The sequence below is a fragment of the Streptomyces sp. LaBMicrA B280 genome (genome assembly GCF_049222185.1).
Classification (GTDB): domain Bacteria; phylum Actinomycetota; class Actinomycetes; order Streptomycetales; family Streptomycetaceae; genus Streptomyces; species Streptomyces murinus.
This window is the reverse complement of record NZ_JBMJCT010000052.1, coordinates 284033-306891: the sequence shown is the minus strand read 5'-3', so window position 1 is coordinate 306891 and position 22859 is coordinate 284033. Positions and strand designations below refer to the sequence as shown.

Annotated in this window: 20 protein-coding genes; 19 read left to right on the top strand and 1 reads right to left on the bottom strand. The window is 72.9% G+C overall.

From position 1 onward, the window contains the following. Positions 1-16 precede the first annotated feature (16 nt). The 13 genes from ACLF5H_RS31340 (at position 17) to ACLF5H_RS31280 (ending at position 16795) form a co-directional block, all read left to right on the top strand. Positions 17-1147: an SPFH domain-containing protein gene (locus ACLF5H_RS31340; RefSeq protein ID WP_421679378.1), complete on the top strand. Its 1131-nt coding sequence runs from the start codon at positions 17-19 to the stop codon at positions 1145-1147. Positions 1148-1194: 47 nt separating this feature from the next. Then, positions 1195-2274: a hypothetical protein gene (locus ACLF5H_RS31335; RefSeq protein WP_421679377.1), complete on the top strand. Its 1080-nt coding sequence runs from the start codon at positions 1195-1197 to the stop codon at positions 2272-2274. A 146-nt stretch (positions 2275-2420) separates the two neighbouring features. After that, the gene (locus ACLF5H_RS31330; RefSeq protein ID WP_421679376.1) at positions 2421-2651 is read left to right on the top strand and encodes a hypothetical protein; all 231 of its coding nucleotides are present in this window, start codon (positions 2421-2423) and stop codon (positions 2649-2651) included. Next, positions 2648-4930, top strand: a complete 2283-nt coding sequence (locus tag ACLF5H_RS31325) for a heavy metal translocating P-type ATPase (protein ID WP_421679375.1) — start codon at positions 2648-2650, stop codon at positions 4928-4930. Before ACLF5H_RS31330 ends, ACLF5H_RS31325 begins: the two co-directional genes overlap by 4 nt. Continuing rightward, on the top strand, positions 4927-5469 hold the full coding sequence (locus ACLF5H_RS31320; RefSeq protein WP_421679374.1) for a copper chaperone PCu(A)C: 543 nt from the start codon (positions 4927-4929) through the stop codon (positions 5467-5469). The genes ACLF5H_RS31325 and ACLF5H_RS31320 overlap by 4 nt, the downstream gene beginning before the upstream one ends. 146 nt (positions 5470-5615) lie before the next feature. Further along, positions 5616-6371, top strand: a complete 756-nt coding sequence (locus ACLF5H_RS31315; RefSeq protein WP_421679373.1) for a hypothetical protein — start codon at positions 5616-5618, stop codon at positions 6369-6371. Between the two features lie 231 nt (positions 6372-6602). Further along, positions 6603-7205: a sigma-70 family RNA polymerase sigma factor gene (locus ACLF5H_RS31310; RefSeq protein ID WP_421679372.1), complete on the top strand. Its 603-nt coding sequence runs from the start codon at positions 6603-6605 to the stop codon at positions 7203-7205. Between the two features lie 150 nt (positions 7206-7355). Next, positions 7356-8741, top strand: coding sequence for an MFS transporter (locus ACLF5H_RS31305; protein WP_421679371.1), 1386 nt, complete (start codon positions 7356-7358; stop codon positions 8739-8741). A 260-nt stretch (positions 8742-9001) separates the two neighbouring features. Continuing rightward, positions 9002-9892 (top strand): (3R)-3-[(carboxymethyl)amino]fatty acid oxygenase/decarboxylase, encoded by an 891-nt coding sequence (gene scoE / locus ACLF5H_RS31300; protein ID WP_421679370.1) that lies wholly within the window; start codon positions 9002-9004, stop codon positions 9890-9892. Next, positions 9889-10434 (top strand): (2E)-enoyl-ACP glycyltransferase, encoded by a 546-nt coding sequence (gene scoD / locus ACLF5H_RS31295; RefSeq protein ID WP_421679369.1) that lies wholly within the window; start codon positions 9889-9891, stop codon positions 10432-10434. Before scoE ends, scoD begins: the two co-directional genes overlap by 4 nt. A 47-nt stretch (positions 10435-10481) precedes the next feature. Then, positions 10482-12065: a long-chain-fatty-acid--CoA ligase gene (locus ACLF5H_RS31290; RefSeq protein ID WP_421679368.1), complete on the top strand. Its 1584-nt coding sequence runs from the start codon at positions 10482-10484 to the stop codon at positions 12063-12065. 97 nt (positions 12066-12162) lie between these two features. Beyond that, on the top strand, positions 12163-12420 hold the full coding sequence (locus ACLF5H_RS31285) for a phosphopantetheine attachment domain protein (RefSeq protein ID WP_421679367.1): 258 nt from the start codon (positions 12163-12165) through the stop codon (positions 12418-12420). After that, the gene (locus tag ACLF5H_RS31280) at positions 12407-16795 is read left to right on the top strand and encodes an amino acid adenylation domain-containing protein (protein ID WP_421679366.1); all 4389 of its coding nucleotides are present in this window, start codon (positions 12407-12409) and stop codon (positions 16793-16795) included. The genes ACLF5H_RS31285 and ACLF5H_RS31280 overlap by 14 nt, the downstream gene beginning before the upstream one ends. Here the strand turns inward: ACLF5H_RS31280 and ACLF5H_RS31275 are convergent. Then, positions 16792-17796 carry a LysR family transcriptional regulator gene (locus ACLF5H_RS31275; protein ID WP_421679365.1) on the bottom strand — a complete coding sequence of 335 codons (1005 nt, stop codon included), beginning with the start codon at positions 17794-17796 and terminating at the stop codon, positions 16792-16794. The genes ACLF5H_RS31280 and ACLF5H_RS31275 overlap by 4 nt on opposite strands. 108 nt (positions 17797-17904) lie before the next feature. Here ACLF5H_RS31275 and ACLF5H_RS31270 point away from each other — a divergent pair, with 108 nt between their 5' ends. The 6 genes from ACLF5H_RS31270 (at position 17905) to ACLF5H_RS31245 (ending at position 22751) form a co-directional block, all read left to right on the top strand. Next, a complete protein-coding gene (locus ACLF5H_RS31270) occupies positions 17905-18798 on the top strand; it encodes an NAD(P)H-binding protein (protein WP_421679364.1) in 894 nt (297 codons plus the stop codon). Between the two features lie 33 nt (positions 18799-18831). Further along, positions 18832-19227 (top strand): darcynin family protein, encoded by a 396-nt coding sequence (locus ACLF5H_RS31265; protein WP_421679363.1) that lies wholly within the window; start codon positions 18832-18834, stop codon positions 19225-19227. A 139-nt stretch (positions 19228-19366) separates the two neighbouring features. Beyond that, a complete protein-coding gene (locus tag ACLF5H_RS31260; protein WP_421679362.1) occupies positions 19367-20401 on the top strand; it encodes an ABC transporter substrate-binding protein in 1035 nt (344 codons plus the stop codon). Positions 20402-20457: 56 nt separating this feature from the next. After that, a complete protein-coding gene (locus ACLF5H_RS31255; protein ID WP_421679361.1) occupies positions 20458-21423 on the top strand; it encodes a FecCD family ABC transporter permease in 966 nt (321 codons plus the stop codon). 3 nt (positions 21424-21426) lie between these two features. Further along, on the top strand, positions 21427-22230 hold the full coding sequence (locus ACLF5H_RS31250; RefSeq protein WP_421679360.1) for an ABC transporter ATP-binding protein: 804 nt from the start codon (positions 21427-21429) through the stop codon (positions 22228-22230). Between the two features lie 110 nt (positions 22231-22340). Next, entirely contained in the window at positions 22341-22751 is a 411-nt protein-coding gene (locus ACLF5H_RS31245; RefSeq protein ID WP_421679418.1) for a MarR family winged helix-turn-helix transcriptional regulator, read from the top strand. The last annotated feature ends 108 nt before the right edge of the window (positions 22752-22859 follow it).

Sequence of the window (22859 nt, the reverse complement as noted above, 5' to 3'; positions counted from 1 at the left end):
GGTTGTCGTGGGGCTGATGGACCGTATCCGCGGTGAGTTCATCGACATCATCGAGTGGACCGACGACGGCCGGGACACCATCGTGTGGCGCTTTCCGCGCCACGGCAACGAGATCAAGATGGGCGCTCGGCTCGTGGTGCGCGAGTCACAGGTGGCCGTCTTCGTCAACGAGGGCCGGCTGGCCGATGTCTACCAGCCCGGCACATACACCCTCTCGACCCAGAACATGCCGGTCCTGTCCACGCTGAAGGGCTGGAAGTACGGCTTCGAGTCGCCGTTCAAGGCCGAGGTCTACTTCGTCACCACCCGGCAGTTCACCGACTTCAAGTGGGGCACCCAGAACCCGGTGATCCTGCGCGACGCCGAGTTCGGCATGGTCCGGGTCCGCGCCTTCGGCACCTTCGCCGCGAAGGTGGTGGACGCCGCCGCGCTGCTGCGCGAACTGGTCGGCACCGACCCGCAGTTCCGCACCGAGGAGGTCGGCGAGCACCTGCGGCAGCTGATCGTCTCCAAGCTGGGCTCCGCGCTGGGCTCGGCCGGTGTGCCGCTGCTCGATCTCGCCGCCCGGCAGGACGGCATCGGGCGGCAACTCGCCGACGTGCTGACCCAGGAACTGACCTCCACCGGCATCGCCGTCCCCCGGTTCTACATCGAGAACATCAGCGTCCCGCCGGAGATCGAGGCGGCGATCGACACCCGCTCCCGGATGGCCATCACCGGCAACCTGGACGACTACGCCAAGCTCCAGGCGGCCGACGCGATCCCGCTCGCCGCCGCCAACCCCGGCACCGGCGGTGACGCGCTCGGGCTGGGCGTGGGCATGGCGCTGGGCCAGCGCGTCGTCCAGAGCATGCCCGGTACGACCGCCCCCTCCGCCCCGGCGGCACCGGGACCGGCACAGCCCGCCCCCGCCGCCGACGTCCCGCCGCCGCTGCCCACCGCGCCGCGCTGGTTCCTCGCGGTCGCCGGACAGCAGCAGGGCCCGTACGACGAGAACGCGCTGGCCGGGCAGGTCGCGGCGGGCAACCTGACCCGCACCACGCTGGTCTGGCGCAGCGGGCAGGCCGCCTGGCAACCCGCCGACCAGATCCCGGAGTTGGCCTCGCTGCTCGCCGACGTCCCGCCGCCGCTGCCCCCGCAGGGCTGAGATCCGCCGTCCGGAACCTCCGGTAACAGGTCGCAAGGAGAAGTGAGTTGACGGACCAGGACGTCGCGCCGGCGCCCGACCGGGCGTTCCAGTGCGAGGCGTGCGGCGGGGTGAGCGAGTACGCGCCGGGGACCTACGCGCTGCGCTGCCCGTACTGCAAGCACGAGCAGGACATCACGCCGATACCGCGGCAGGTCACCGAGCACCCCATCGAGGAACTGGCCGAGCTGCGGCGGGCGTCCGCGCCGAGCCGGGTGAAGGTGTACACCTGCCCCGGCTGCCACGCGGTGACCGAGAGCGACACCCTCAGCGACAAGTGCCAGTTCTGCGCCACCCCGCTGGTCGCGGACGCCGCCGGCACCGAACGCGTCGTGCCCGAGGCGGTACTGCCCTTCGGGGTCAGCCGCGAGGAGGCCCGGGACGCGCTCGCGAAGTGGACGAAGTCCCGCTGGTTCGCGCCCGACGAGCTGAAGAAGGTCACCGAGGCGGAGACCTTCCGGGGCAGTTACCTGCCGCACTGGACATACGACGCGCAGACCTTCACCGAGTACTCCGGCCAGCGCGGCGAGCACTACTGGGTGGAGGAGGAGGACTCCGAGGGCAACACCCGGCAGGTGCGGCACACCCGTTGGCACCACGCCTCCGGAACCGTCGAGCGGTTCTTCGACGATGTGCTGGTGCCCGGCAGCGGCCAGGTGCCGGAGAAGGAACTGGACAAGCTCGCGCCCTGGCCGCTGGAGGAGACGGTCCCCTACCAGGAGGAGTACCTGGCGGGCTTCCGTACCGTCCGCTTCGACGTCGAGCCGGAGACCGGCCTGGAATCGGCGAAGGCCCGGATGGCGCCGGTGATCCGCGCCGACTGCAAGCGGGACATCGGCGGCGACGAGCAGCGGGTGCACTCGATGTCCACCGCCTACAGCGGCCTCACCTACAAGCTGGTGCTGCTGCCCGTCTGGTTCCTGACCTACCTGCACGCGGGCAAGGCATGGGCGGTCATGGTCAACGCCCGCACCGGCGAGGTCATCGGCGAACGCCCGTACAGCGCGGCGAAGATCACCCTGGCGTCGGTGGGCGGTGCGCTGCTGATCGCGCTGGTGGTGCTGCTCGTGGTGATGCTGCGCAGGTGAGGACGCGTGCGGGCCGGTGACGCCGACGTGGGGTACGTCACGATCAAGTCCCGGAACCCGCCGCTCCATCGGACCGACTACTGCGACGGTACGGCTTCCACCGCCAGCTCTCGCACGACGGTCCGATGCGACCAGGAAGGTCGGGCATGGCCGATATCCCGATGTCACCCGGCTCCACCGGTACGACCCGCGGCAGGCCGCTGCCGCCTCCCGCGCTCTGCGGATTCCTGCTGCTGCTGATGGCGCTGTTCGCGGTCTCCTACGCCGTCGGCTCGGCGGCGGGGCCGGTGGCGCCCGGCCTGCACCGCACCGGGAGCGGCGGGAGCGGCGGCGGCGATGACGACATGCCCGGGATGAGCCATGGGAGCGGGCGGTGACCGCCGTCGAACCGGCGGCGGAACTCGTCGTCACCGACCTCACCGTGGGCGGGATGACCTGCGCGGCCTGTGTCCGTCGGGTGGAGAAGAAACTCGGCAAGCTGGCGGGCGTCACGGCCGCGGTCAACCTGGCCACGGGGCTCGCCCGGGTCAGCCACCCGGCCGACGTCGCGCCCGAGAGCCTCGTCGCCGCGGTCGAACAGGCCGGGTACCGGGCCGCGTTGCCGGTGCGCGAGGACGAGGCGGACTCGGCGGCGGACGGAGAAGAGGCCGGTTCCCGGCGTGAGCGGGAACGGCTCACGGTCACCGCGCTGCTGGCCGTACCGGTGCTCGTCCTCTCGATGGTGCCCGCCCTGCAGTTCCGCGACTGGCAGTGGCTCTGCTTCGTGCTGGCCGCCCCGGTGGCCACCTGGAGCGCCTGGCCCTTCCACGTCAGGGCGCTGCGGGGCCTGCGCCATTCCACGGCCACGATGGACACCCTGGTCTCGCTCGGGACCGTCGCGTCGTTCACCTGGTCGGCGTACGCGCTGTTCCTCGGTGGGGCGGGCGGGCCCGGGATGCGGATGTCGTTCACTCTGCTGCCCTCCGCGTCGGACGGCAGGGCGCACCTGTATCTGGAAGCGGCCGTGAGCGTCCCGCTGTTCGTGCTGACCGGGCGGTTCCTGGAGGGGCGGGCCCGGCGGGGGACCGGGGCGGCGCTGCGGGCGCTCGCCGAACTGGCGGCCAAGAAGGTGACGGTACGGGACGAACTCGGCGAACGGTCGATCCCGATCGAGAGGCTGCGCGTGGGGCAGACCTTCGTGGTGCGCCCGGGGGAGCGGGTCGCGACCGACGGGCGGGTGGCGCGGGGCACCTCCGCCGTGGATCTGTCCCTGGTCACCGGCGAGAGCGAGCCCGTGGAGGTGGGACCGGGATCGGCTCTGACCGGCGGCGCCGTCAACGCCGGTGGACTGCTGCTCGTGACGGCCACGGCGGTCGGCGCGGACACCCGGCTGGCGCGGATCACCCGTCTCGTCACGGAGGCCCAGGCCGGCAAGGCGCGGGCGCAGCGGCTGGCCGACGCGGTCGCCGGAGTGTTCGTACCCGTCGTCCTCACCCTCGCGGTGACCGTCCTCGGCTTCTGGCTGGGAGCCGGAGCCGATCCGCAGGCGGCCCTCACCGCCTGTGTGGCCGTGCTCGTGGTGGCCTGCCCGTGCGCGCTGGGGCTGGCGACACCGACCGCCCTGATGGCCGCCACCGGGCGCGGGGCGCAACTGGGCGTGCTGGTGCGGGGCCCGCAGACGCTGGAGGCCCTTCAGCGGGTGGACACGGTCGTCCTGGACAAGACCGGCACGCTGACCAGCGGTCAGATGGCGGTGGCCCGGGTCACCGCGCTGCCGGGCGCCCTCGGGCAGCAGGCGCTCGTACGACTGGCCGGAGCCGTGGAGCAGGGCTCCGAGCACCCGATTGGAGGAGCCGTCACCGCCTACGCGCGCCGTACGGGCGACGCCGGACCGCTGCCGGACGTGACGGACTTCGCCGCCGTCCCCGGGCACGGGGTCAGCGGCCGGGTGGACGGCCTGTTGGTCCAAGTGGGCGCGCCGGACGGCCGATTGCCGCACGAACTGGCCACGGCGCTGACCGCGGCGGAGGCGGCCGCGCACACACCGGTCCTGGTGCGGGTGGACGGCCGGGCCGAGGCGCTGATCGCCGTCGGCGATGTGCTGCGCCCCGGCAGCTACCGGGCGGTGGACCGGCTGCGCCGGCTCGGCATCCGCCCGGTGCTGGCCACCGGCGACCGTGCGGCGCCCGCCGAGGCCGTCGCCGCCGCGCTCGGCATCAAGGAGGTGCACGCCCGCTGCACTCCCGAGGGCAAGGCCGCCCTCGTGCGGGAACTGCGGCGCGGGGGCGCCCGGGTCGCGGTGGTGGGCGACGGGGTGAACGACGCCGCCGCGCTCGCCGGTGCCGATCTGGGCATCGCGATGGGCCACGGCGCCGACGTGGCCATCGGCGCGGCCGATCTGACCCTGGCCCGCGGGGACATCGAGGCACTGGTCGACGCGGTCCGGCTGGCCCGGCGCACCCTGGCCACGATCCGGGCCAACCTGGCCTGGGCGTTCGGCTACAACGTCGTCACCGTGCCCCTGGCCATGGTCGGCATGCTCGATCCCATGGTCGCGGCGGCGGCGATGTCGGCGAGTTCCGTGCTCGTGGTGGCGAACAGCCTGCGGCTGCGCGGGACTCGGGGCGGGCCGCACGGGACACGCGGGACGCGCGGCGGAAGGGCGGTTGTGCGATGAGGCGGATCTCGGACCGTGCCTCCACCGCGCGGGCCCTCGACCGGCGGCGGCTGAGGGACGGCGCCCTGGCCGTCCTGGTGCCCGTGGTGGCGTGCTGTACGGCGCTGGCGGGGCTGACCGTCTGGGTCGGCGCGGGCCGGGCGGGCAGTCCGGCGCGTATCCGTGTCACACAGGGGCGGGTCCTGCTGCCGTCCGCGGGGGCCCCGGAGACGGCGGCGTTCTTCCGCGTCGCCAACGAAGGCGGCTCCGCCGACACCCTCCTGCGGATCGCCGCACGTGACGTACCCGGCGCGGTCACCCTCTCCCGGCACTGTATGCGGCCGGGCAACGCGGCCTACCGGTCTCCGATCGACTCCGTCGCCGTCGCGGCGGGCGAGGGCCTCGCCATGTCGCCGACCGGGATCGATCTCACGGTGCCCGTGCCCTCGAAGGCGTGGCATGCGGGGGATCGTGTGCCGTTCACCCTGGAGTTCCGGCGCGGCGGCCCGGTCCGGGTCCTGGCCGTGGTGGTGCGGCCGGGCACGGTGACGCTTCCGTAGTCGTGCCCTGTGCTTCCTGGATCCCCTGGTGTCTGCTGCTCCGTCTGTCGCGTTGTCTCTCCCTTTGTCGGCGAACCCTTTGTCGGTGAGGGTCCCCGTCTCCCCCCTGCCGACGATCGGGCCCCGGGTGCGAGGATGAGCGGGCTATGACTGTCCCGGGATGGTGCCGCGCAGCGCGGGCCGGCGTGTTCGCCGCGGCCTGCGTGCTGCTGGCGGCCCTCGGCCACGCGACCATGTCGGGAACTCCCGTCCCCTGGTGGGCCATGGCCGCGGGTGCGCTCGGGACCGGCGCGGCGGGCTGGCTGCTGGCCGGGCGGGAGCGCGGCCGCATCTCGATCGTCGCGGTCGTGACCGCCGCCCAACTGGTGCTCCACGAGACCTTCTCGCTGGCACAGGCGTCGGCGTCCGGCCCCATGGGCATGTCCCACGGCGGTCCGCCGACGGGCACCAGCGCCATGCACAGGGCATCGACGACCTCGATGGACATGGGCTCCATGGGCTCCATGGGTTCTATGGGCTCTATGAGTTCTGTGGGCTCCATGAGGATGGACATGGGGTCCGGGACCGGCCACGCGGTCCACGGCATGGCCGGTCCCGGACCCCTGCACGACATGGCCGGCATGAGCGGTGCGGCCTCGGTCGGCATGGTCGCCGCCCACCTCCTGGCCGCGGTCCTGTGCGGGCTGTGGCTCGCCTACGGCGAACGGGCCGTCTTCCGCGTCCTGCGGGCGACGGCGGCCCGGCTCGCGGCCCCGCTGCGGCTGCTCGGGGCCCTGCCCACGCCGTACCACCGCCCCGGCGTACACAGGCGCCGCGCCGTCGACGCACCGGCCCCGGTGCGTCTGCTGCTGTGCAGTTCCCTCACCTTCCGGGGGCCGCCCGTGGGTGCCGCTGTCCGCTGAGACAGCCGGATCCACCGGAGCCCCTCGTCACCCGTCGTCCCGTCCCGCGGTGTTCTCGCGCGCGGATGTGCCCGCTTCTCTGCCCGGCACACCCACGCGCCGCCGTGACCGGACCGGCCCCGACGGGCTCCGGGTATCGCCCTACCTCCGTGTAAGGGCGCACCCCATGCCCCGGTGAGCCACGCCCCTGTGCGGGCCGGGCCCCGGAAGACCCGAGAAGGACATCACACGATGATCTCTGTCATGCCCGCTCCACGGACGGATCGTGCCGCCGCGGACGCCTCGGCGACCGCCTGGGCGCTGGCCGCCCGCGGCGGGGACCCCGAAGCGGCCGACCACTTCGTCCGCGCCCTGCACGCCGACGTCCTGCGCTACGTCACCTACCTCAGCGGCGACCCGCAGACCGCCCACGATCTGACCCAGGACACCTTCGCGCGGGCGTTCGGCAGCCTGCACCGCTACGAGGGCCGGGCCTCGGCCCGTACCTGGCTGCTGTCGATCGCGCGCCGCGCGGTCGCCGACAGCCTGCGCCGCGCCGCGGTCCGCCCCCGGATCGCGGACACCGTCGACTGGCAGACGGCGGTGGAGGGCACCCAGCTCTGCGGCCTGCCCGGCTTCGACGACGGCATCGCCCTGCTCGACCTCCTGGAGACCCTGCCCGACGAACGCCGGGAGGCGTTCCTGCTGACCCAGGTGGTCGGGTTGTCGTACGAGGAGGCGGCAGGGTTCGCCGGTTGCCCGGTCGGCACGGTCCGCTCCCGGGTCTCCCGCGCCCGCGCGACTCTCGAACGGGTGCTACGGGAGGCCGAGTCGGCGAGCACCCTCGGCGGCTGACCCCGAGCCCTCTCGGGGCCGCACGTTCCTGACGGCGTGCGCGGCGGCACGGTCCTCCACCGGGGCCGTGCCGCCGGGAACTCGACGGCACGGGCGGGCGACTACTGCGGTGTGGGAAACGACGACACGAGCATGGAGCGGGCAACTCCCGTGCCCCGCGCGGTAGTGGCACGGCTCCCCCTTCTCGTCCTGGCGCTGGCCCAGTTGGTCATCGCGCTCGACTACAACATCGTCTACGTCGCCCTGCCCGACATCGGCGCCGGTCTCGGCTTCTCCGCGCACGATCTCCAATGGGTGGTGAGCGCCTATGTCGTGACGACGGGTGGCTTCCTCCTGCTGGGGGGCCGGACGGCCGATCTGCTGGGACGGCGCCGGACCTTCGCCGCCGCGGCCCTCGTGTACGCGGGGTCCTCGCTGGCGGGCGGCCTGTCCGACTCGGCGGGTGTCCTGGTCGCCGCCCGCGCGGCGCAGGGCATCGGCGGCTCGCTGCTGTTCCCGGCCACCCTCGCCCTGATCAACACCCTGTACGCGCAGGGCCCCGCGCGGAACCGGGCCCTCGCGGTATGGGGCGCCGCGGGGGCCGGCGGCCTCTGCTTCGGTTCGCTGCTGGGCGGCGTGCTCGTCGAGGCGTCCGGCTGGCGGTCGGTCTTCTTCGTCAACGTGCCCGTGGCGGCGGCGCTGGCCTGGGCGGGGTGGCGGCTCTTCCCCGGGGACGGCCCACGGACCGGACCTCGCCGGTACGACGTGACGGGCGCCCTGACCGGCACCGGGGGCATCACGCTCCTGGTGTTCTCGCTGGTACGTGCCCCCGAGGCGGGCTGGGCCACCCCGTCCGCGCTGCTCGGTGCCGCGCTCTCGGCCGCCCTGCTGGCCGCCTTCGCGGTGGTGGAGCGGCGTGCGCGCGAACCGCTGGTGCCGGTACGGCTGTTCGCCCACCGAGGGCTGCGCGCCGCGATGGCGGTCACCGCCCTGTACAGCGCGACCTTCAGCTCGCTGCCGTACTTCATGACCCTGTACTTCCAGAACGTGCGCGGCTACAGCGCGTTCACGACCGGCCTCGCGTTCCTCGTCCCCGCCGTGGTGACCGCCCTGGGCACCAAGGCGGGTGAACTGGCCGTCGCCCGCGCCGGGTCGGGGCGTGTGCTGGGCGGTGCCATGGTGCTGGGCGCGTGCGGGGCCGTCGTGCTCGGGCTCGCGCTCACCGCGGACGGGCCGTACTCCCTGCTGCTGCCCGGCATCGTGCTCGTGGGGCTCGGGCAGGGCGCCGCCTGGACCGGTATGTGGATCGCCGCCGCCTCCGGCGTGGCCGCCGAGGACCAGGGGGTGGCCTCCGGCATGGCGTCCACCACCCTCCAGGTGGGCGGCGCGATCGGTCTCGCCCTGCTGGTCGCGCTGTCCTCGGGCGCCGGTCCCGGGCCGCCGGACGAGAACCAGCTCACCGGTATACGTGTCGCCGTCTTCGTCGTCGCTGCCGCCCTCTGCTGCGGCGCCCCGCTCACCCTGGCGCTGCGCACGAGCCGCACGCCCGCCGCGTGACCGGCCCACCCCCACCGGCGAATCCCCGGAGCCGCCTCCATACCGCTCGCCCTGCCCGACGCCACGGCGGCGAACCCACACCCACACCGACACCCACACACACCCACGCCCGCAATCGGAACGGATCACACCATGACCACCTACGACGAACTCGAACCCGGCCGCGCCCTCGGCGAGAACGCCGAACCCGTCGACTCCCGGCGCACCACCACCGTCTGACCCCCCAGCACCCCGGCCGAAACCCGGAAGGACCGGCAGCCATGCAGATCAAGGACCAGCCCGGCGCGGCGCTCGGCGTCACCGTCGAAGGCTTCGACCACACCACGGCCTCCGCAGCCGACATCCAGGCCCTCAAGAGGGCCGTCCACACGAAGAAGATCGCCGTCCTGAAGGAACAGGACCTCACTCCCGCCCAGTTCCTCGCCCTCGGCAGGCGCCTGGGCCGCCCCGAGACGTACTACGAACCGATGTACCGGCACCCGGACGTCCCGGAGGTGTTCGTCTCCTCCAACGTCCCCGAGGGCGGCAGGCGGATAGGCGTGCCGAAGACGGGCACGTTCTGGCACGCCGACTACCAGTTCATGCCCGACCCCTTCGGCATCACCCTGATCCACCCGCAGGTGATTCCGGAGAAGAACCGCGGCACCTACTTCATCGACATGGGCAGGGCGTACGAGCGGCTGTCCGAGGAGCTGAGAGCGGCGGTCCACCGCACGCGCTGCCGGCACTCCGTGCGCAAGTACTTCAAGATCCGGCCGCAGGACGTCTACCGCCCGCTCTCCGAGATCATCGAGGAGGTCGAGACCAGGACCCCGCCGGTGGTGCGGCCCACCACCTTCACCCACCCGATGACCGGAGAAACGATCCTCTACGTCAGCGAGGGCTTCACCGTCGGCATCGAGGGCCAGGACGGCGAACCGCTCGAAGGCAAGCTGCTGGAACGCCTCTTCGAAGCCACCGGCCAGCTCGACGACACCTTCGCACACGAGGGCATCCACCTGCAGAGCTTCGAGAAGGGCGACCTGCTGGTCTGGGACAACCGCAGCCTCGTCCACCGGGCCCGCCACACCACCACCCCGGAGCCCACCGTCTCGTACCGGGTCACCGTCCACGACGAGCGGGCACTGTACGACGGGATGCGCGCCGCGTGAGCGCGCCCGCCGACCGTCCCGCCGCCCCGCCGCAACGGTCGTACGCCACCGACGAGGAACTCCTGGCCCGGGTCCTGGCGCCCTACAAGGAGCACTGCGCATACCTGAGGTCCGCCGAGGTGACGGCGTCCGGCGGGCTCTCCGCCGCCCGCTGCGCGTTCGCGATCCCGGAGTCCTGCTACATCGACGACACCGGCCATCTGAACGCGGTCGAGGTCAACATCGCCTACAACCAGATGATGTACTACCTGGTCGCCAAGTCCGTGAAAGAGGGGCTGCTGACCGGGTTCGAGGACTGGACCCTGGACGACTTCTGGCGCCACCAGCTCCCGGACATCCTCATCGCCCGCTTCGCGGCGAACTTCCGGCGGCCCGTCGACCCCCGCCGTTTCACGGGGGAGATGGAGTTCCGCGCCGTGACCCGGCGCACCTCCGGCGCGATCGGCCCCTTCCTCCACGCCCCGACCGTGTTCCGCTACCAGGACGCCCACGGCGGCAGGTGCGACGGCGAGGTGACCCTCGCCTTCGTCAACATCCCCTGAACCATCCGTCGACGTCCCCCGAACCACCCACCGAAGGGAGACCGCTCATGGAGACGACCACGGCGCTGCGGCCCCGGGGCGCCAGGCTCCACCACCCCGAACTGAGCACCCTCGTCCACACCACCCGCTTCCACGCCGCCCGGCGGCCCGAGGCCCCGGCGGTGATCTGCGAGGGCCGCACCCTGACGTACGGGGAACTGCACCGCGGCAGCAACCGCATGGCACACGCCCTGCGCGCCGCGGGCCTCGGCGAGGGCGACCGGGTCGCCTACCTGGGAAAGGAGTCCGAGCACTACTACGAGGCACTCTTCGCCTGCGCCAAGACCGGCACCGTGCTGGTCCCGGTCAACTGGCGGCTCACCGCGCCCGAGGTGAGCCACATCCTCCAGGACTCCGGCACCCGACTGCTGTTCCTCGAAGACGAGTTCGCCCCGATCGTGGCGGCCATGCCCACCCGGCCTCCGCGAACCGTCGTCCCGGTGGCCTCGATCACCGACTGGCGCGCCGAACACCCGGACAGTGAAACGGAGTTCGTGGCCACCCCCGACACCCCGGTCGCGCAGCTCTACACCAGCGGCACCACCGGCCTGCCCAAGGGGGTCGTACTCGCCCACCGCAGCTTCTTCGCGATCCGCGACGCGCTCGCGAGCGAGGGGCTGGACTGGATCGACTGGCGGGAGGGTGACATCGCCCTGGTCGGCATTCCCGGATTCCATGTCGGCGGCCTGTGGTGGGCCACCCAGAACCTCAACGCCGGTACGACGATCGTCGCCCTGCGCGCCTTCGCCGCCCGGGGGGCCGTGGACCTCATCCGCGGCCTCGGCGTCACCACCGCCTGTGTCGTCCCGGCCATGCTGCGCATGATGCTCACCGAACCCGGCGTCCGCGCCGAGGACTTCACCACCCTGCGCAAGACCGTGTACGGCGGGTCCCCGATCTCCGAGGCGCTCCTGGAGGCGAGCCTCGCCGTCATGGACTGCGAGTTCGCCCAGATCTACGGCCTCACGGAGACCGGGAACACCGCGGTCTGCCTGCCGCCGTCCGCCCATGTCCCCGGCGGCCCCCTCATGCGGGCCGCCGGACGCCCCTACCCGGGGGTGCGGGCCAGGGCGATCGACGGCCGGGGCCGTGAACTGCCGCCGGGCGCCGTGGGCGAGATCTGTCTGCGCACCCCCGCCCGGATGGTCGAGTACTGGGGCCTGCCCGAGCAGACCGCGGAGACGCTCGTGGACGGCTGGATCCACACCGGTGACGCCGGCTACCTCGACGCGGACGGACACGTCTTCATCCACGACCGCATCAAGGACGCCATCCTGGTCGGCGGCGAGAACGTCTACCCCGCCGAGATCGAGAACGTGCTGGAACGCCACCCCGCGGTGGGGGAGGCGGTGGTGATCGGGATCCCCGACGAGCGGTGGGGCGAGCGGGTCCACGCCTTCGTCGTCCCCGCGGCCGGTGCGCGGCCCGGCAGACGAGACTTGCACACGTTCCTCGTCCCGAGGCTGGCCGCGTTCAAACTGCCCGCGAGCTACGAGTTCACGGACCACGTCCCACGCAATCCGAGCGGCAAGATCCTCCGCCGCGAACTGCGCGACCGCTACTGGCGCGACTCCGCCCGCAAGGTCAACTGACCGCCCCGCCCGTGCCGTTCACATCCGGTGCGGCGCCTGTCCGGCGAGCCGCTGCCGCAGCGGTGGACGGGCCACCGAGAGAGAGCCCCCTGAACCCATGCCTGAACAACTCACCCTGGACGGCTTCCGCGCGGACCTCGCGGAGTGTCTGTTCCTGGAGCCCGGCGAAGTCGACCTGGAGGTGGGACCGTTGGACGCGGGACTGGACTCGCTGCGCATCGTCACCCTGCTGGAGCGCTGGCAGGCGGCGGGCGCCGAAGTGACCTTCGTCGATCTCGCCGAGCGCACCTCCTTCGCCCAGTGGTGGGAGCTGCTCACCGAACGCACACCGGGAGCCGGTCGTGCCGACGCCTGAGCGACGTCCGCTGCTGGCCGCCCAGGAGGGCATCTGGGCCGGTCAGCAACTCGATCGGGACAGCCCTGCGTACAACACCGGCGAGTACCTGCGCATCGCCGGGCCGCTGGACGCCGCCCGCTTCGAGCGGGCCCTGCGCCATGTCGTCGCCGAGACCGAGGCGCTGAACGTCACCTTCGCCACCGACGACAGCGGCCGACCCTGGCAGCTCGACACCCCGGCCGGCGACTGGCACCTCCACCTCGCCGACCTCACCGCCGAACCCGACCCGCGGGCCCGCGCTTCGGCCTGGATGGACCGGGACATGGCCCGCCCCGTCGACCTCACCCGCGGCCCCGTCTTCGGCCACGCCCTGCTGCGGACCGCGCCGGAGGAGTTCCTCTGGTACCACCGCGTCCACCACATCGCCCTCGACGGCTTCGGCCTCTCCCTCGTCGCCCGGCGCGTCGCCCAGGTCTACACCGCCCTCATGGCAGGCGAACCCGTACCGGAGAGCGGATTCGGCACCCTGGAATCCGTCCGCGCCGAGGAACGCGCTTACCGGGGATCCACCCGCCACACCGAGGACCGCGCCTACTGGACCGGCCGCTACGCCGACCACCCGCCGGTGCCCGGACCGGCGGGCCGCTCCGCCCTGCCCGCCCGCACCTTCCACCGGCACATCGCCGACCTCGACCCGGCCGCGACCAGCCGCCTGCGCACCGCGGCCCGCGACCTGTCGGTCACCTGGTCAGAGATACTCCTCGCCGTGACCGTCGCCCAGCTGCACCGGCTCACCGGGGCACCGGAGATCGTCCTGAGCCTGCCCACGACGGGCCGCCTCGGATCGGTGGCGCTGCGGGTGCCCGCCACGGTGCGCAACATCCTGCCCCTACGGGTCCCCGTCACCCCCGACGACAGCCTCCGCGTCCTCGCCCCCCGGGTCTCGCGCGAACTGCGCGCCGCGCTGCCCCACCAGCGTTACCGCTACGAGCAGTTGCGCCGCGACCTGAAGCTGGTGGGCGGGCAACGCAGGCTGTCCGGGCCGGGCGTGAACATCATGCCCTTCGCGTACGACCTGACGTTCGCGGGACATCCCAGCACCGTCCACAACGTGTCCGCGGGCCCCGTCGACGATCTGGCCGTCAACGTCTACGACCGCGCGGACGGCACCGGGCTGCGCATCGCCGTCGACGCCAACCCTGACCTGTACACCGAGTCCGAGGCGGCCGCGCTCCAGAAAGGACTGCTCGCCCTGCTGGCGGAGGCGCTCGCCGACCCGAACCGGCCGCTCGGCGGAACCCGGGCGCACCGCACCGTGCCCGTCCTCGACGGCGGCCCCCTACCGGTCCCCGCCCGCCCGGTACCGAGCCTGATCGCCGAGCACGCCGCCCGACAGGGTGGAGCCGTCGCCGTCGAGCACGCCGGAGCGACCCTGACCTACGCCCGACTCTTCGGCGCCGCACGCGACATCGCCCGGGAGATCGCCGGTCGCGGCGTCGGCAGGGGCGACCTGGTGGCCGTAGCCCTGCCCCGGGGGGCGGACGCGGTGACCGCGCTGCTCGGCGTGCTGCTGTCGGGCGCCGCCTACTGTCCCCTCGACCCGGCAGCACCCGCCGACCGTACGGCCCGGCTGCTGGCCGACGCCGACCCGTCGCTCGTTCTCACCACGGCCGACCGCGCGCCCGGGTTCTCTGACCGCCCCGTACTCCCGCTGAAGGGCCCGGCCCGTGAACCCGGCACCACCGGCACCCCCTCGGCGCCCGCGCTCACGGACCTCGCCTACGTCCTGCACACCTCGGGCTCCACCGGCCGTCCCAAGGGCGTGGCGGTCGGCCATGCCGCGCTCGCGCACTTCGTCGCCGCGGCCACACCCCGCTACGGGCTGCGCCGCAAGGACCGCGTCCTCCAGTTCGCGCCCCTGCACTTCGACGCCAGCGTGGAGGAGATCTTCCTGACCCTGTGCGCCGGTGCCACCCTGGTGGTGCGGACCGACGACATGACGGATTCGGTGCCGGGCTTCCTCGACGCCTGCGCCCGGCTGCGGGTGAGCGTGCTGGACCTGCCGACCGCCTACTGGCACGAACTCGCCCACGCGGTCTCCACCGGCGCCGCCGTCCTGCCCGAGAGCGTGCGGACCGTCGTCATCGGCGGCGAGCCGGCCCTGCCCGAACGGGTCGAGCGCTGGCGCGAGTCGGTGGGCCCCTCGGTCACGCTGCTGAACACCTACGGCCCCACCGAGGCCACCGTGGTCGCCACCGTCGCCGATCTCGGCGCCCCCGGGCTCGCCGCCGGTGACGTGCCCATCGGCCTGCCCCTGCCCGGCACCAGGGCGGCCGTCGTCGACGGCGAGCTGTATCTGCTGGGCCCGACCCTCGCCGACGGCTACCGGCAAGACCTGCCGGACGGCGCGCGCTTCGCCCCGCTCACGGCCCTCGCGGGCGCCCCGCGCGCCTACCGCACCGGGGACCTGGTGCGCGTCGGCGAGGACGGGCAGCTGCGCCATCTCGGCCGCGCCGACGCCGAGTTCAAGATCAGCGGGCATCGGGTGCAGCCCGCTGAGGTGGAGAACGCCCTGCTCACCCATGGCGATATCCGGGAGGCGGCCGTCGCCGGGCAGGTACTGCCGGACGGCACCCGGCGGCTGGTCGCCCATGTGGTGGCCGAGCCCCCGGCGCCGTCCGCCGCCGAGATCAGGGACCACCTTCGGGCGAGGCTGCCCGCGGCGCTGGTCCCCTCCGCCGTCGAGGTCGTCGACCGGCTGCCCCGCACCGGCTCGGGCAAGATCGACCGGGCCGCCCTCGCCGGACCGCCCGCCCACCGGGCACCCGCCGAAGGCAGCCCCCTGGAACGGGCCGTCACCGGCGTCTGGCGGCGGATCCTCGGCACCGACGCCGTCGCCGCGCACGACGACGTGTTCGACCGGGGCGCCCAGTCCCTCCAGGCCATCCAGGCCGCCAACCGGCTCGGCATCGAACTCGGCCGGGAGGTGAAGGTCGCCTGGCTCTTCCAGCACCCCACCGCCGCGGGCCTGGCCCGGTTCCTCACCGAAGCGGAAGCGGAGGCGGGGGCGGGGGCGGGGAGAGGGGCGAAGACGAAAGCGGAAGAGGGCGTGGACTCCGCCCCCGAACGGCCGCGCCCCGCCCCGGCCTCGGCTCCGGCCGTACCCCCGCCGCCCAGGGCCCTCCTGCCCGGCGCCGAACTCGACCCGGACATCCGGCCGGGCACGAGGCGCACCCCACGAGAAGCCCCCCGGCGCATCCTGCTCACCGGCGCCACCGGCTTCGTCGGCTCCCACCTGCTGGCGCGACTGCTGGCCGACACGGACGCCGAGATCGTCTGCACGGTACGGGCGGCCGACGTACCCGAGGCCACCGCCCGCGTCCACGCGGCCCTGACCCGGCACGGCCTCACCCCCGGTGAACGGGCATCGGCCCGCCTGACGGCCCTGCCCGCCGATCTGGCCCGTACCGACCTCGGCCTGCCCCCGGAGACCCTGGCCGACCTCGCGGCGAGCTGCGACGCGATCTTCCACAACGCGGCGGCCGTCAGCATCCTGCGTGACTACGCCACCCTGCGCGCCGCCAACACCGAATCCACCCGCCGCCTGCTGCGCCTCGCGGCCGTCGGCACGACACCCCTGCACTACGTCTCCACCCTCTCCGTCGCCCCTCCGGCGCGGCACACCCCCGAGGTGCCGGAGGAGTTCCTGCCGTTCCACGAGGGCCTGCGGCAGGGCTACCAGCGGTCCAAGTGGGCCTCCGAACACCTCCTGGAACAGGCGGCGGAGCGTGGACTGCCGGTCACCGTCCACCGGTTGGGCCGGGTGCTCGGGCCCGCCCGCACGGGATACGTCAACGAGCGCGACTTCCTGTGGAGCGTGCTGCGGGCCGGCATCCCCGCGGGCATCGTGCCCGAGCTCTTCGAGGACGAGGTCTGGACCCCGGTGGACTTCGTCGCGCGTTCCCTCGTCCATCTGTGCCTGCGCCGGGAGGACGAGGGGGCCGCGGTCTTCCACCACGCCACCCTGCCCCGGGTCCGGCTCGCCGAGGTGTACGACTGGGTGCGCGAGTACGGCTATCCGGTACGGGTCCTGCCGCTCGCGAACTGGCGGGAGCGGCTTCCCCGTTCGACCGAAGCGGCGCTCGCGACCCTCGCCTTCTTCGACTCCGTCGAAGGGGGCTCAGCCGGACAGGACGGTGCCACCGATCTGCGCCTCGGGGCCGTCCGCGCCGACCGGGTCCGCGCGGGCCTGTCCGGCAGCGGCATCACCTGCCCGCCCGTCGACCGCGACCTGTTCTTCCGCTACCTGGACCACTGCGTGACGACCGGCACCCTGCCCGCCCCCGCCCCCGCCCGCGGGTCCGCGCCCAACACCCCGGCGTCCGCCGGCTAGTTGTGCCTTGTCGTGCCGTACTGCTCGGGCTCGGTCGCGTCCGCCGCGGTCGGGCCCGAAGCCGTCGCCGGTGCCCGGAGCGTCCGGCGGACGGCGTCGCGCAGCCAGCGATGGGCTCCGTCGGCCGTGTGCCGGGGGTGCCAGGCCATGCCGATGGTCAGCGGCGGCAGCGTCAGGGGGATGTCGAGGAGGCGCAGTCCGAGGGCGTGGGCGTCGTGGGTGAGGGGCGAGGGGGCGGCGCCGGGGAGCGCGGCGGGCACGAGGCAGACGAGGTCGCTGCGGGCGGTGAGGGCCATCGCGGCCAGGTGACCCGGAAGGACGACGCTGACCCGCCGGTCGAGGCCCTGCTCGGCCAGCGCGGCATCCAGCGGCCCGGTGAACCGGCCCCGGCGGCTGACCGCGACATGCGGGGCGGCCGCGAACCGGTCCGGGGTCAGCGGCCCCTCGGTGAGCGGATGGCCCGACCGGACGGCGGCCACCATACGGAGGCTGACCAGCTCCTCGACCCGGGTCTCGGGGTCCACATGGTCGATGGCTCCGATCTCCAGGTCGATCCGGCCGTCGCGCAGGGCGGGCCCCGCCTCCAGCTCCTCGGCCCGGACCCGGAACGAGACGCCCGGCGCCTCCCGCTGGGACAGCCGCAGCAGCCCCGGGGCCAGCGCCGCGCCGACCAGGTCGGCGGCCTGCAGGGTGAAGGTGCGGTGGAGACCGGCGAGGTCGACGCTCGCGCCGGGACTGAGCAGCGCTCCGAGACCGCGCACCACCGCGGCCGCCTCCTCGCGCAGGGCCTGGGCGCGCGGGGTCGGAACCATGGTCTGCCCGGCCCGGACCAGGAGGGGGTCCTGGAGGACGCGGCGCAGCCGGGCCAGGGTGCGGCTCATGGCGGCGGGCGAGGTGTGCAGACGCGCGGCGGCGCGCGTCACGCTGTGCTCGGCCAGCAGGGCGTCCAGCGCGATGGCGAGATTGGCGTCGATGACCGGATCCGGGCTGCTCACCAGCATTATTCCATTTCAGTCAATGATTCCGTGCCGAAGTTCCCATTGTGGCAGCACCGAGCCGCTCAGCAGGATGAGGGACCTACCCGATCAGCACGACCCACGAGGTTTTTCATGATCGTCATTACGGCTCCCACCGGGAACATCGGCCGTCATCTGCTCTCCCTGCTCCTTGAGTCCGCCCCCGCCGCGGGCGAGGAACTGCGCGTGATCGCGCGTGATCCCGCCCGGCTTCCGGACGCGGCGCGCGGACGCGTCGAGGTGGTCACCGGCTCGCACGCCGAGGCCGATGTCTTCGACCGGGCCTTCGCGGGCGCGGACGCCGTCTTCTGGCTCGTCCCCCCGGACGCCTCGCTGACCCCGGACGACGCCTACACCGGTTTCACCCGCCCCGCCGCCGAGGCGCTCACCGCCCATGGCGTCGGCCATGTCGTCGGTGTCTCCGCGCTCGGCCGCGGCACCCCGCTCGCCGACCGGGCAGGACTTGTCACCGCCTCGCTCGCCATGGACGACCTGATCGCCGGCACCGGCGTCGCCTACCGGGCCCTGGCCAACCCGTCCTTCTTCGAGAACCTCCTGGAGGAATGCGACTCGATCCGCGAGCAGGGCGTCTTCACCGACTCCGTCGACGCCGACCGCAAGGCCCCCCTCGTCGCCGTCGCCGACATCGCGGCGGCCGCCGAGGGCCTGCTCCTCGACCGCTCCTGGACCGGCACCGGCAGCGTCCCGGTCCTCGGCCCCCAGGACCTGTCGCCCAACGACCTGGCCCGCATCATGACCGAACAGCTCGGCCGCCCCGTCCGCTACGAACACCAGCCGCTGGAGGAGCTGTACACCACCCTCGTCGGCTACGGCCTCCACGAGGCGTTCGCACAGGGCGTCGTCGACATGAAGCGGGCCAAGGATCAGGGCCTCGACGCCGGTGTCACCCGCACCCCGGACACCGCTTCCCCCACCGGCTTCGAGCAGTGGTGCGCCCGGACCCTCAAGCCCGCCGTCCTCTCCTGAGACCCGGCACCGACCCCCTGTGGAGGTATTTCCATGCCCGTCGACACGACCGACGATCCCGTTGACACGACCGGCGGCACCGAACCGCCCGTCACGGCGTTCATGCTCGTCAAGACCACGCCCGAATGGCTCGCCCTGACCGTCCAGGAACGCGTGGACGCCTTCACCACCCAGGTCCTCCCGACCATCGAGGCCAGGACCACCGGCGTCCGGTCACGCTTCTACGACACCGAGCTCTACTCCGCGCGCGTCACCGACGTCTGGGTGTGGGAGGCCGAGGACCACCACGCCTACCAGCTCCTCATCGACGCCCTGCGCGAAACCCCTTTCTGGGACCGCTACTTCGAGGTCGTCGACCTCCTCGTCGGCACCGAGAACGGCTACGCGCGGACGTACGGCCTCGAACCCGTCGCCACCATCGCCACCTGACCTTCGCGCAGTGCGGGGCGGCCCGCTCCTCCTTCCCCGAAGGAGGAGCGGCAACTCGCGGGAACCCGAGCCCGCTTCGCCCCGACTACTGCATCGGAGCCCGCACCCCACGGGCCCACGCCGCACGCGAGGAGCCCGCATGTCGATGAACCGGCCGGCCGCTGCCGCCGCCCTGGCCGCAGCACTCTGTCTGCTGACGGCGGGGTGCGGATCGGCGTCCGCTGACAAGGCGACCGACACGACGGCCGCGGCCTCGGCGACCGGATACCCGGTGACCGTCGACAACTGCGGTGTGCGGGAGACCTTCGAGAAGGCCCCCAGCCGGGTCGTCGTGATGAACGGCGCCTCCGTCGCCGAGGTATCCACCCTGCTCGCCCTCGGCCTCGGCGACAGGATCGTCGCCAACGAGCAGGGCTACGGCATGTCCGAGGTGCCGGGCCGGGCCGCGGCCATCAAGAAGCTGCCCACGGGCAATGTGAAACTCAACGACGCCTACGACATCCCCCGGGAGGCCATGCTCGGACTGCGCCCGGATCTGGTGCTGTCCACGACGTCGTACGGCTTCGACCAGAAGAACGGCTTCGCCACCCGGGGCCAGTTGAAAGACGTCGGCGCCAACACCTATGTCTCCCCGCGAGGTTGTGACCAGGACACCTCCGGGATGACCATCGCCGACAGCTACCGGCTGCTGCGCGACATGGGCGACATCTTCGGAGTGCGCGACAGGGCCGAGAAGCTGATCGCCGCCTCCGAGAAGAACATCGCGGCCGTCACCGCCAAGGTGAAGGGGGAGAAGAAGCCGAAGGTCATGGTGCTCTTCTCCAACATGTCCATGGGCGGCAACGACTTCAGCTCGGTCGTCGCCAAGGGCATCTACAACGACATCCTGGCCAGGGCGGGCGGCTCCAACGCCTTCGAGAACGCCTCCAGGACCTCCTTCGCCGACCTGAGCAAGGAGAAGGTGGCCGCCACCGACGTCGACGCGCTCGTCGTCATCGGCTACAACGACCCGAACCCGGCGGCCTACGCCAGGAAACTGCTCAAGGAGTTCCCCCAGTGGCCGGCCGCGAAGAACGACACGTACGTGACGCTGTCCGACTCGATGTACCTCGGCCCCAGCAACGACGTGGCCGTCCGGAAGATCGCCGGGATGCTGCACCCGAACGCCTTCTGACCCGGCTCAGGGCCCCGCTCGCCTTCATACTGCTGCCCGTCGCGCTCGTCGCCACCATGATCGTGGCGATCAGCGTCGGCGCGGTCGACGTGCCCGTCGGCGCTGTGTGGGGGATCGTCCTCCACCATGTCACCGGCGCGGGGACGGGGCCCGCCGACCCCGCCCTCGACCAGATCGTCTGGAACTTCCGCACCCCGCGGGTGGTCCTGGCCGCCCTGGTCGGCGCGGGTCTGGCCGTGTCCGGCGCGGTGCTCCAGACCGTGGTGGCCAATCCGCTGGCCGACCCGATCGTGCTGGGCTTCTCCTACGGCGCCACGCTCGGCGCGGTCCTCGTCATCACCCTCGGCGGCGGTGCCGCGCTCGCCGGGCTCGGGGTGTCGGCGGCGGCCTTCCTCGGCGCGGTGGCCGCCGGAGCCCTGGTCTTCGCGCTGGGCCGACGCCACGGCCGGATGGCACCGACGCGGCTTGTCCTGGCCGGAGTCGCCATCGGCTATGTCTTCCTCTCGGCGACCAGCTTCGTACAACTCCAGGCGACCCCGACCGAATTGCGGACGGTGATGTTCTGGATGCTGGGCAGCGTCGCGGGCGCGCAGTGGGACCAACTCCCCACGGTGGCGGCCGTCGTGTTCGCCACGACCACGCTGGTGTCCCTGTTCGGCCGACGTCTCAATGTGCTGCTGGCAGGCGACGAGTCGGCGACCGCGCTCGGCGTCGACGTCAACCGGCTGCGCGCCGTCCTGCTGGTCCTCAGCGCGCTGCTGACCGGCACGGTCATCGCGGTATCCGGCAGCATCGGCTTCGTCGGACTGATGATCCCGCACCTGGTACGGCTGACCACCGGCGCCGACCACCGCCGGCTGCTCCCCCTGACGGCGCTGCTGGGAGCCCTCTACCTGGTCCTCGTCGACCTGCTCTCCCGCACCCTGGACCGCCCCGAGGAACTGCCCCTGGGCATCCTCACCGCACTCCTCGGCGCCCCCTTCTTCCTGTGGCTGCTGCGTCGGCACAAGGGCCTGGACTGAAGCATGGAACTCATCGTTGACCGGCTCCACGTCACCCTCGACCGCAACCCGATCCTGCGCGATGTCAGCCTCCGGGTCGGCCAGGGCGACATCGTCGGCCTCGTCGGACCCAACGGCAGCGGCAAGTCCACCCTGCTGCGCGCCGTCTACCGCTCACTGCGCCCGGCGGCCGGCGTCGTCCGGGTCGGCGGCGACGACGTATGGGAGCTGCCTCCCCGCACGGCGGCCCGCCGTACCGCGGCCGTCCTCCAGGACACCGGCGGCGACACCACCGGCCTGACGGTCACCGAGATCGTGGCCCTCGGCCGCGCCCCCCATCACGGGCTGCTCGGCCGCGACGGCGCCGACGACCGTGCGGCCGTCTCCGACGCCATCGACCGCTGCGGCGTACGGCCCTTCGCGGACCGGGACCACGCCTCCCTCTCCGGCGGCGAGCGGCAACGCGTCCTGCTGGCCCGGGCGTTGGCCCAGAATCCCAAGCTCCTCGTCCTGGACGAACTCACCAACCACCTGGACATCCGCGCCCGGTTCGAATTGCTGGACCTGATCCGTGCCACCGGTGTCACCACGCTCGCCGTCCTGCACGACCTCGATCTCGCCGCCCGCCTCTGCGATCACCTCGTCGTCCTGCGCGACGGAACCGTGGCCGCGGCGGGACCGGTCCTCGAGGTGCTCGCCCCGGACCTCCTCGCCGATGTCTTCGGCGTCCACGCGCACACCGAACGGCACGCCGACGGCGTCATCCGGATCACGTACGCGGCCCGGCCGCTCGCGCGGAACGGGGATGCCCAGAATTACCTATGTTGACATAGGTATATGGTCATATGTATGGTCGGCGGGTGCTCGACTCCAGCGACTCCAGCGACTCCGGCGCCACCGGCAGCCAGAACGACCACGTGGCCTCGGTCCTCGTGGCGATGCTGCCCACCCTGAACAGGGCGCTGGAGCGGCGGATGGCCCTGGATTTCCCGCATCCGCCGCTGCCGGAGGGGCAACTGGCCCTGCTGCGGCTCGTGGAGGAGCACGCGGGCATCACGGTCCGTGACGCGGCGGACGCCCTGCTGATGAAGCCGAACAACGTCAGCGCCCTCGTCGCCCAGCTCACCGAGCTGGGCCTGCTGGAGCGCAGGCGGGACGCCGTCGACAAACGGGTCGCTCATCTGCACCCCACGTCCGTGGCCATGGAGCGGCTGGCCGAGGCACGGGCGCTGAAGGAAGCCCACATGACGCGTCTGCTGGAGACCCTCACCGACGGGGAACAGGACGCCCTCGGCTCGGCCTGTGGCGCGCTGGTGGCCTTGACCCGGCGTTTCCACTCCGCCGACTGACCTTCCGGCACCGGCACCGGCACCGACGTTCGGTGCGCGGGCCCGGTCCCGGTCCGTGCGCGTCCCGCACATCGACCGCGCCGGGTCAGCCCACCGCCGTCCCACCAC

Excerpts from the sequence above, each read along its gene's own strand:
- ACLF5H_RS31340 (WP_421679378.1), top strand. The coding sequence starts at position 17 with ATGGACCGTATCCGCGGTGAGTTCATCGACATCATCGAGTGGACCGAC.
- ACLF5H_RS31330 (WP_421679376.1), top strand. The coding sequence starts at position 2,421 with ATGGCCGATATCCCGATGTCACCCGGCTCCACCGGTACGACCCGCGGC.
- ACLF5H_RS31320 (WP_421679374.1), top strand. The coding sequence starts at position 4,927 with ATGAGGCGGATCTCGGACCGTGCCTCCACCGCGCGGGCCCTCGACCGG.
- ACLF5H_RS31315 (WP_421679373.1), top strand. The coding sequence starts at position 5,616 with ATGACTGTCCCGGGATGGTGCCGCGCAGCGCGGGCCGGCGTGTTCGCC.
- ACLF5H_RS31310 (WP_421679372.1), top strand. The coding sequence starts at position 6,603 with ATGATCTCTGTCATGCCCGCTCCACGGACGGATCGTGCCGCCGCGGAC.
- scoE (WP_421679370.1), top strand. The coding sequence starts at position 9,002 with ATGCAGATCAAGGACCAGCCCGGCGCGGCGCTCGGCGTCACCGTCGAA.
- ACLF5H_RS31290 (WP_421679368.1), top strand. The coding sequence starts at position 10,482 with ATGGAGACGACCACGGCGCTGCGGCCCCGGGGCGCCAGGCTCCACCAC.
- ACLF5H_RS31285 (WP_421679367.1), top strand. The coding sequence starts at position 12,163 with ATGCCTGAACAACTCACCCTGGACGGCTTCCGCGCGGACCTCGCGGAG.
- ACLF5H_RS31275 (WP_421679365.1), bottom strand. The coding sequence starts at position 17,796 with ATGCTGGTGAGCAGCCCGGATCCGGTCATCGACGCCAATCTCGCCATC.
- ACLF5H_RS31270 (WP_421679364.1), top strand. The coding sequence starts at position 17,905 with ATGATCGTCATTACGGCTCCCACCGGGAACATCGGCCGTCATCTGCTC.
- ACLF5H_RS31265 (WP_421679363.1), top strand. The coding sequence starts at position 18,832 with ATGCCCGTCGACACGACCGACGATCCCGTTGACACGACCGGCGGCACC.
- ACLF5H_RS31260 (WP_421679362.1), top strand. The coding sequence starts at position 19,367 with ATGTCGATGAACCGGCCGGCCGCTGCCGCCGCCCTGGCCGCAGCACTC.
- ACLF5H_RS31255 (WP_421679361.1), top strand. The coding sequence starts at position 20,458 with ATGATCGTGGCGATCAGCGTCGGCGCGGTCGACGTGCCCGTCGGCGCT.
- ACLF5H_RS31250 (WP_421679360.1), top strand. The coding sequence starts at position 21,427 with ATGGAACTCATCGTTGACCGGCTCCACGTCACCCTCGACCGCAACCCG.
- ACLF5H_RS31245 (WP_421679418.1), top strand. The coding sequence starts at position 22,341 with ATGCTGCCCACCCTGAACAGGGCGCTGGAGCGGCGGATGGCCCTGGAT.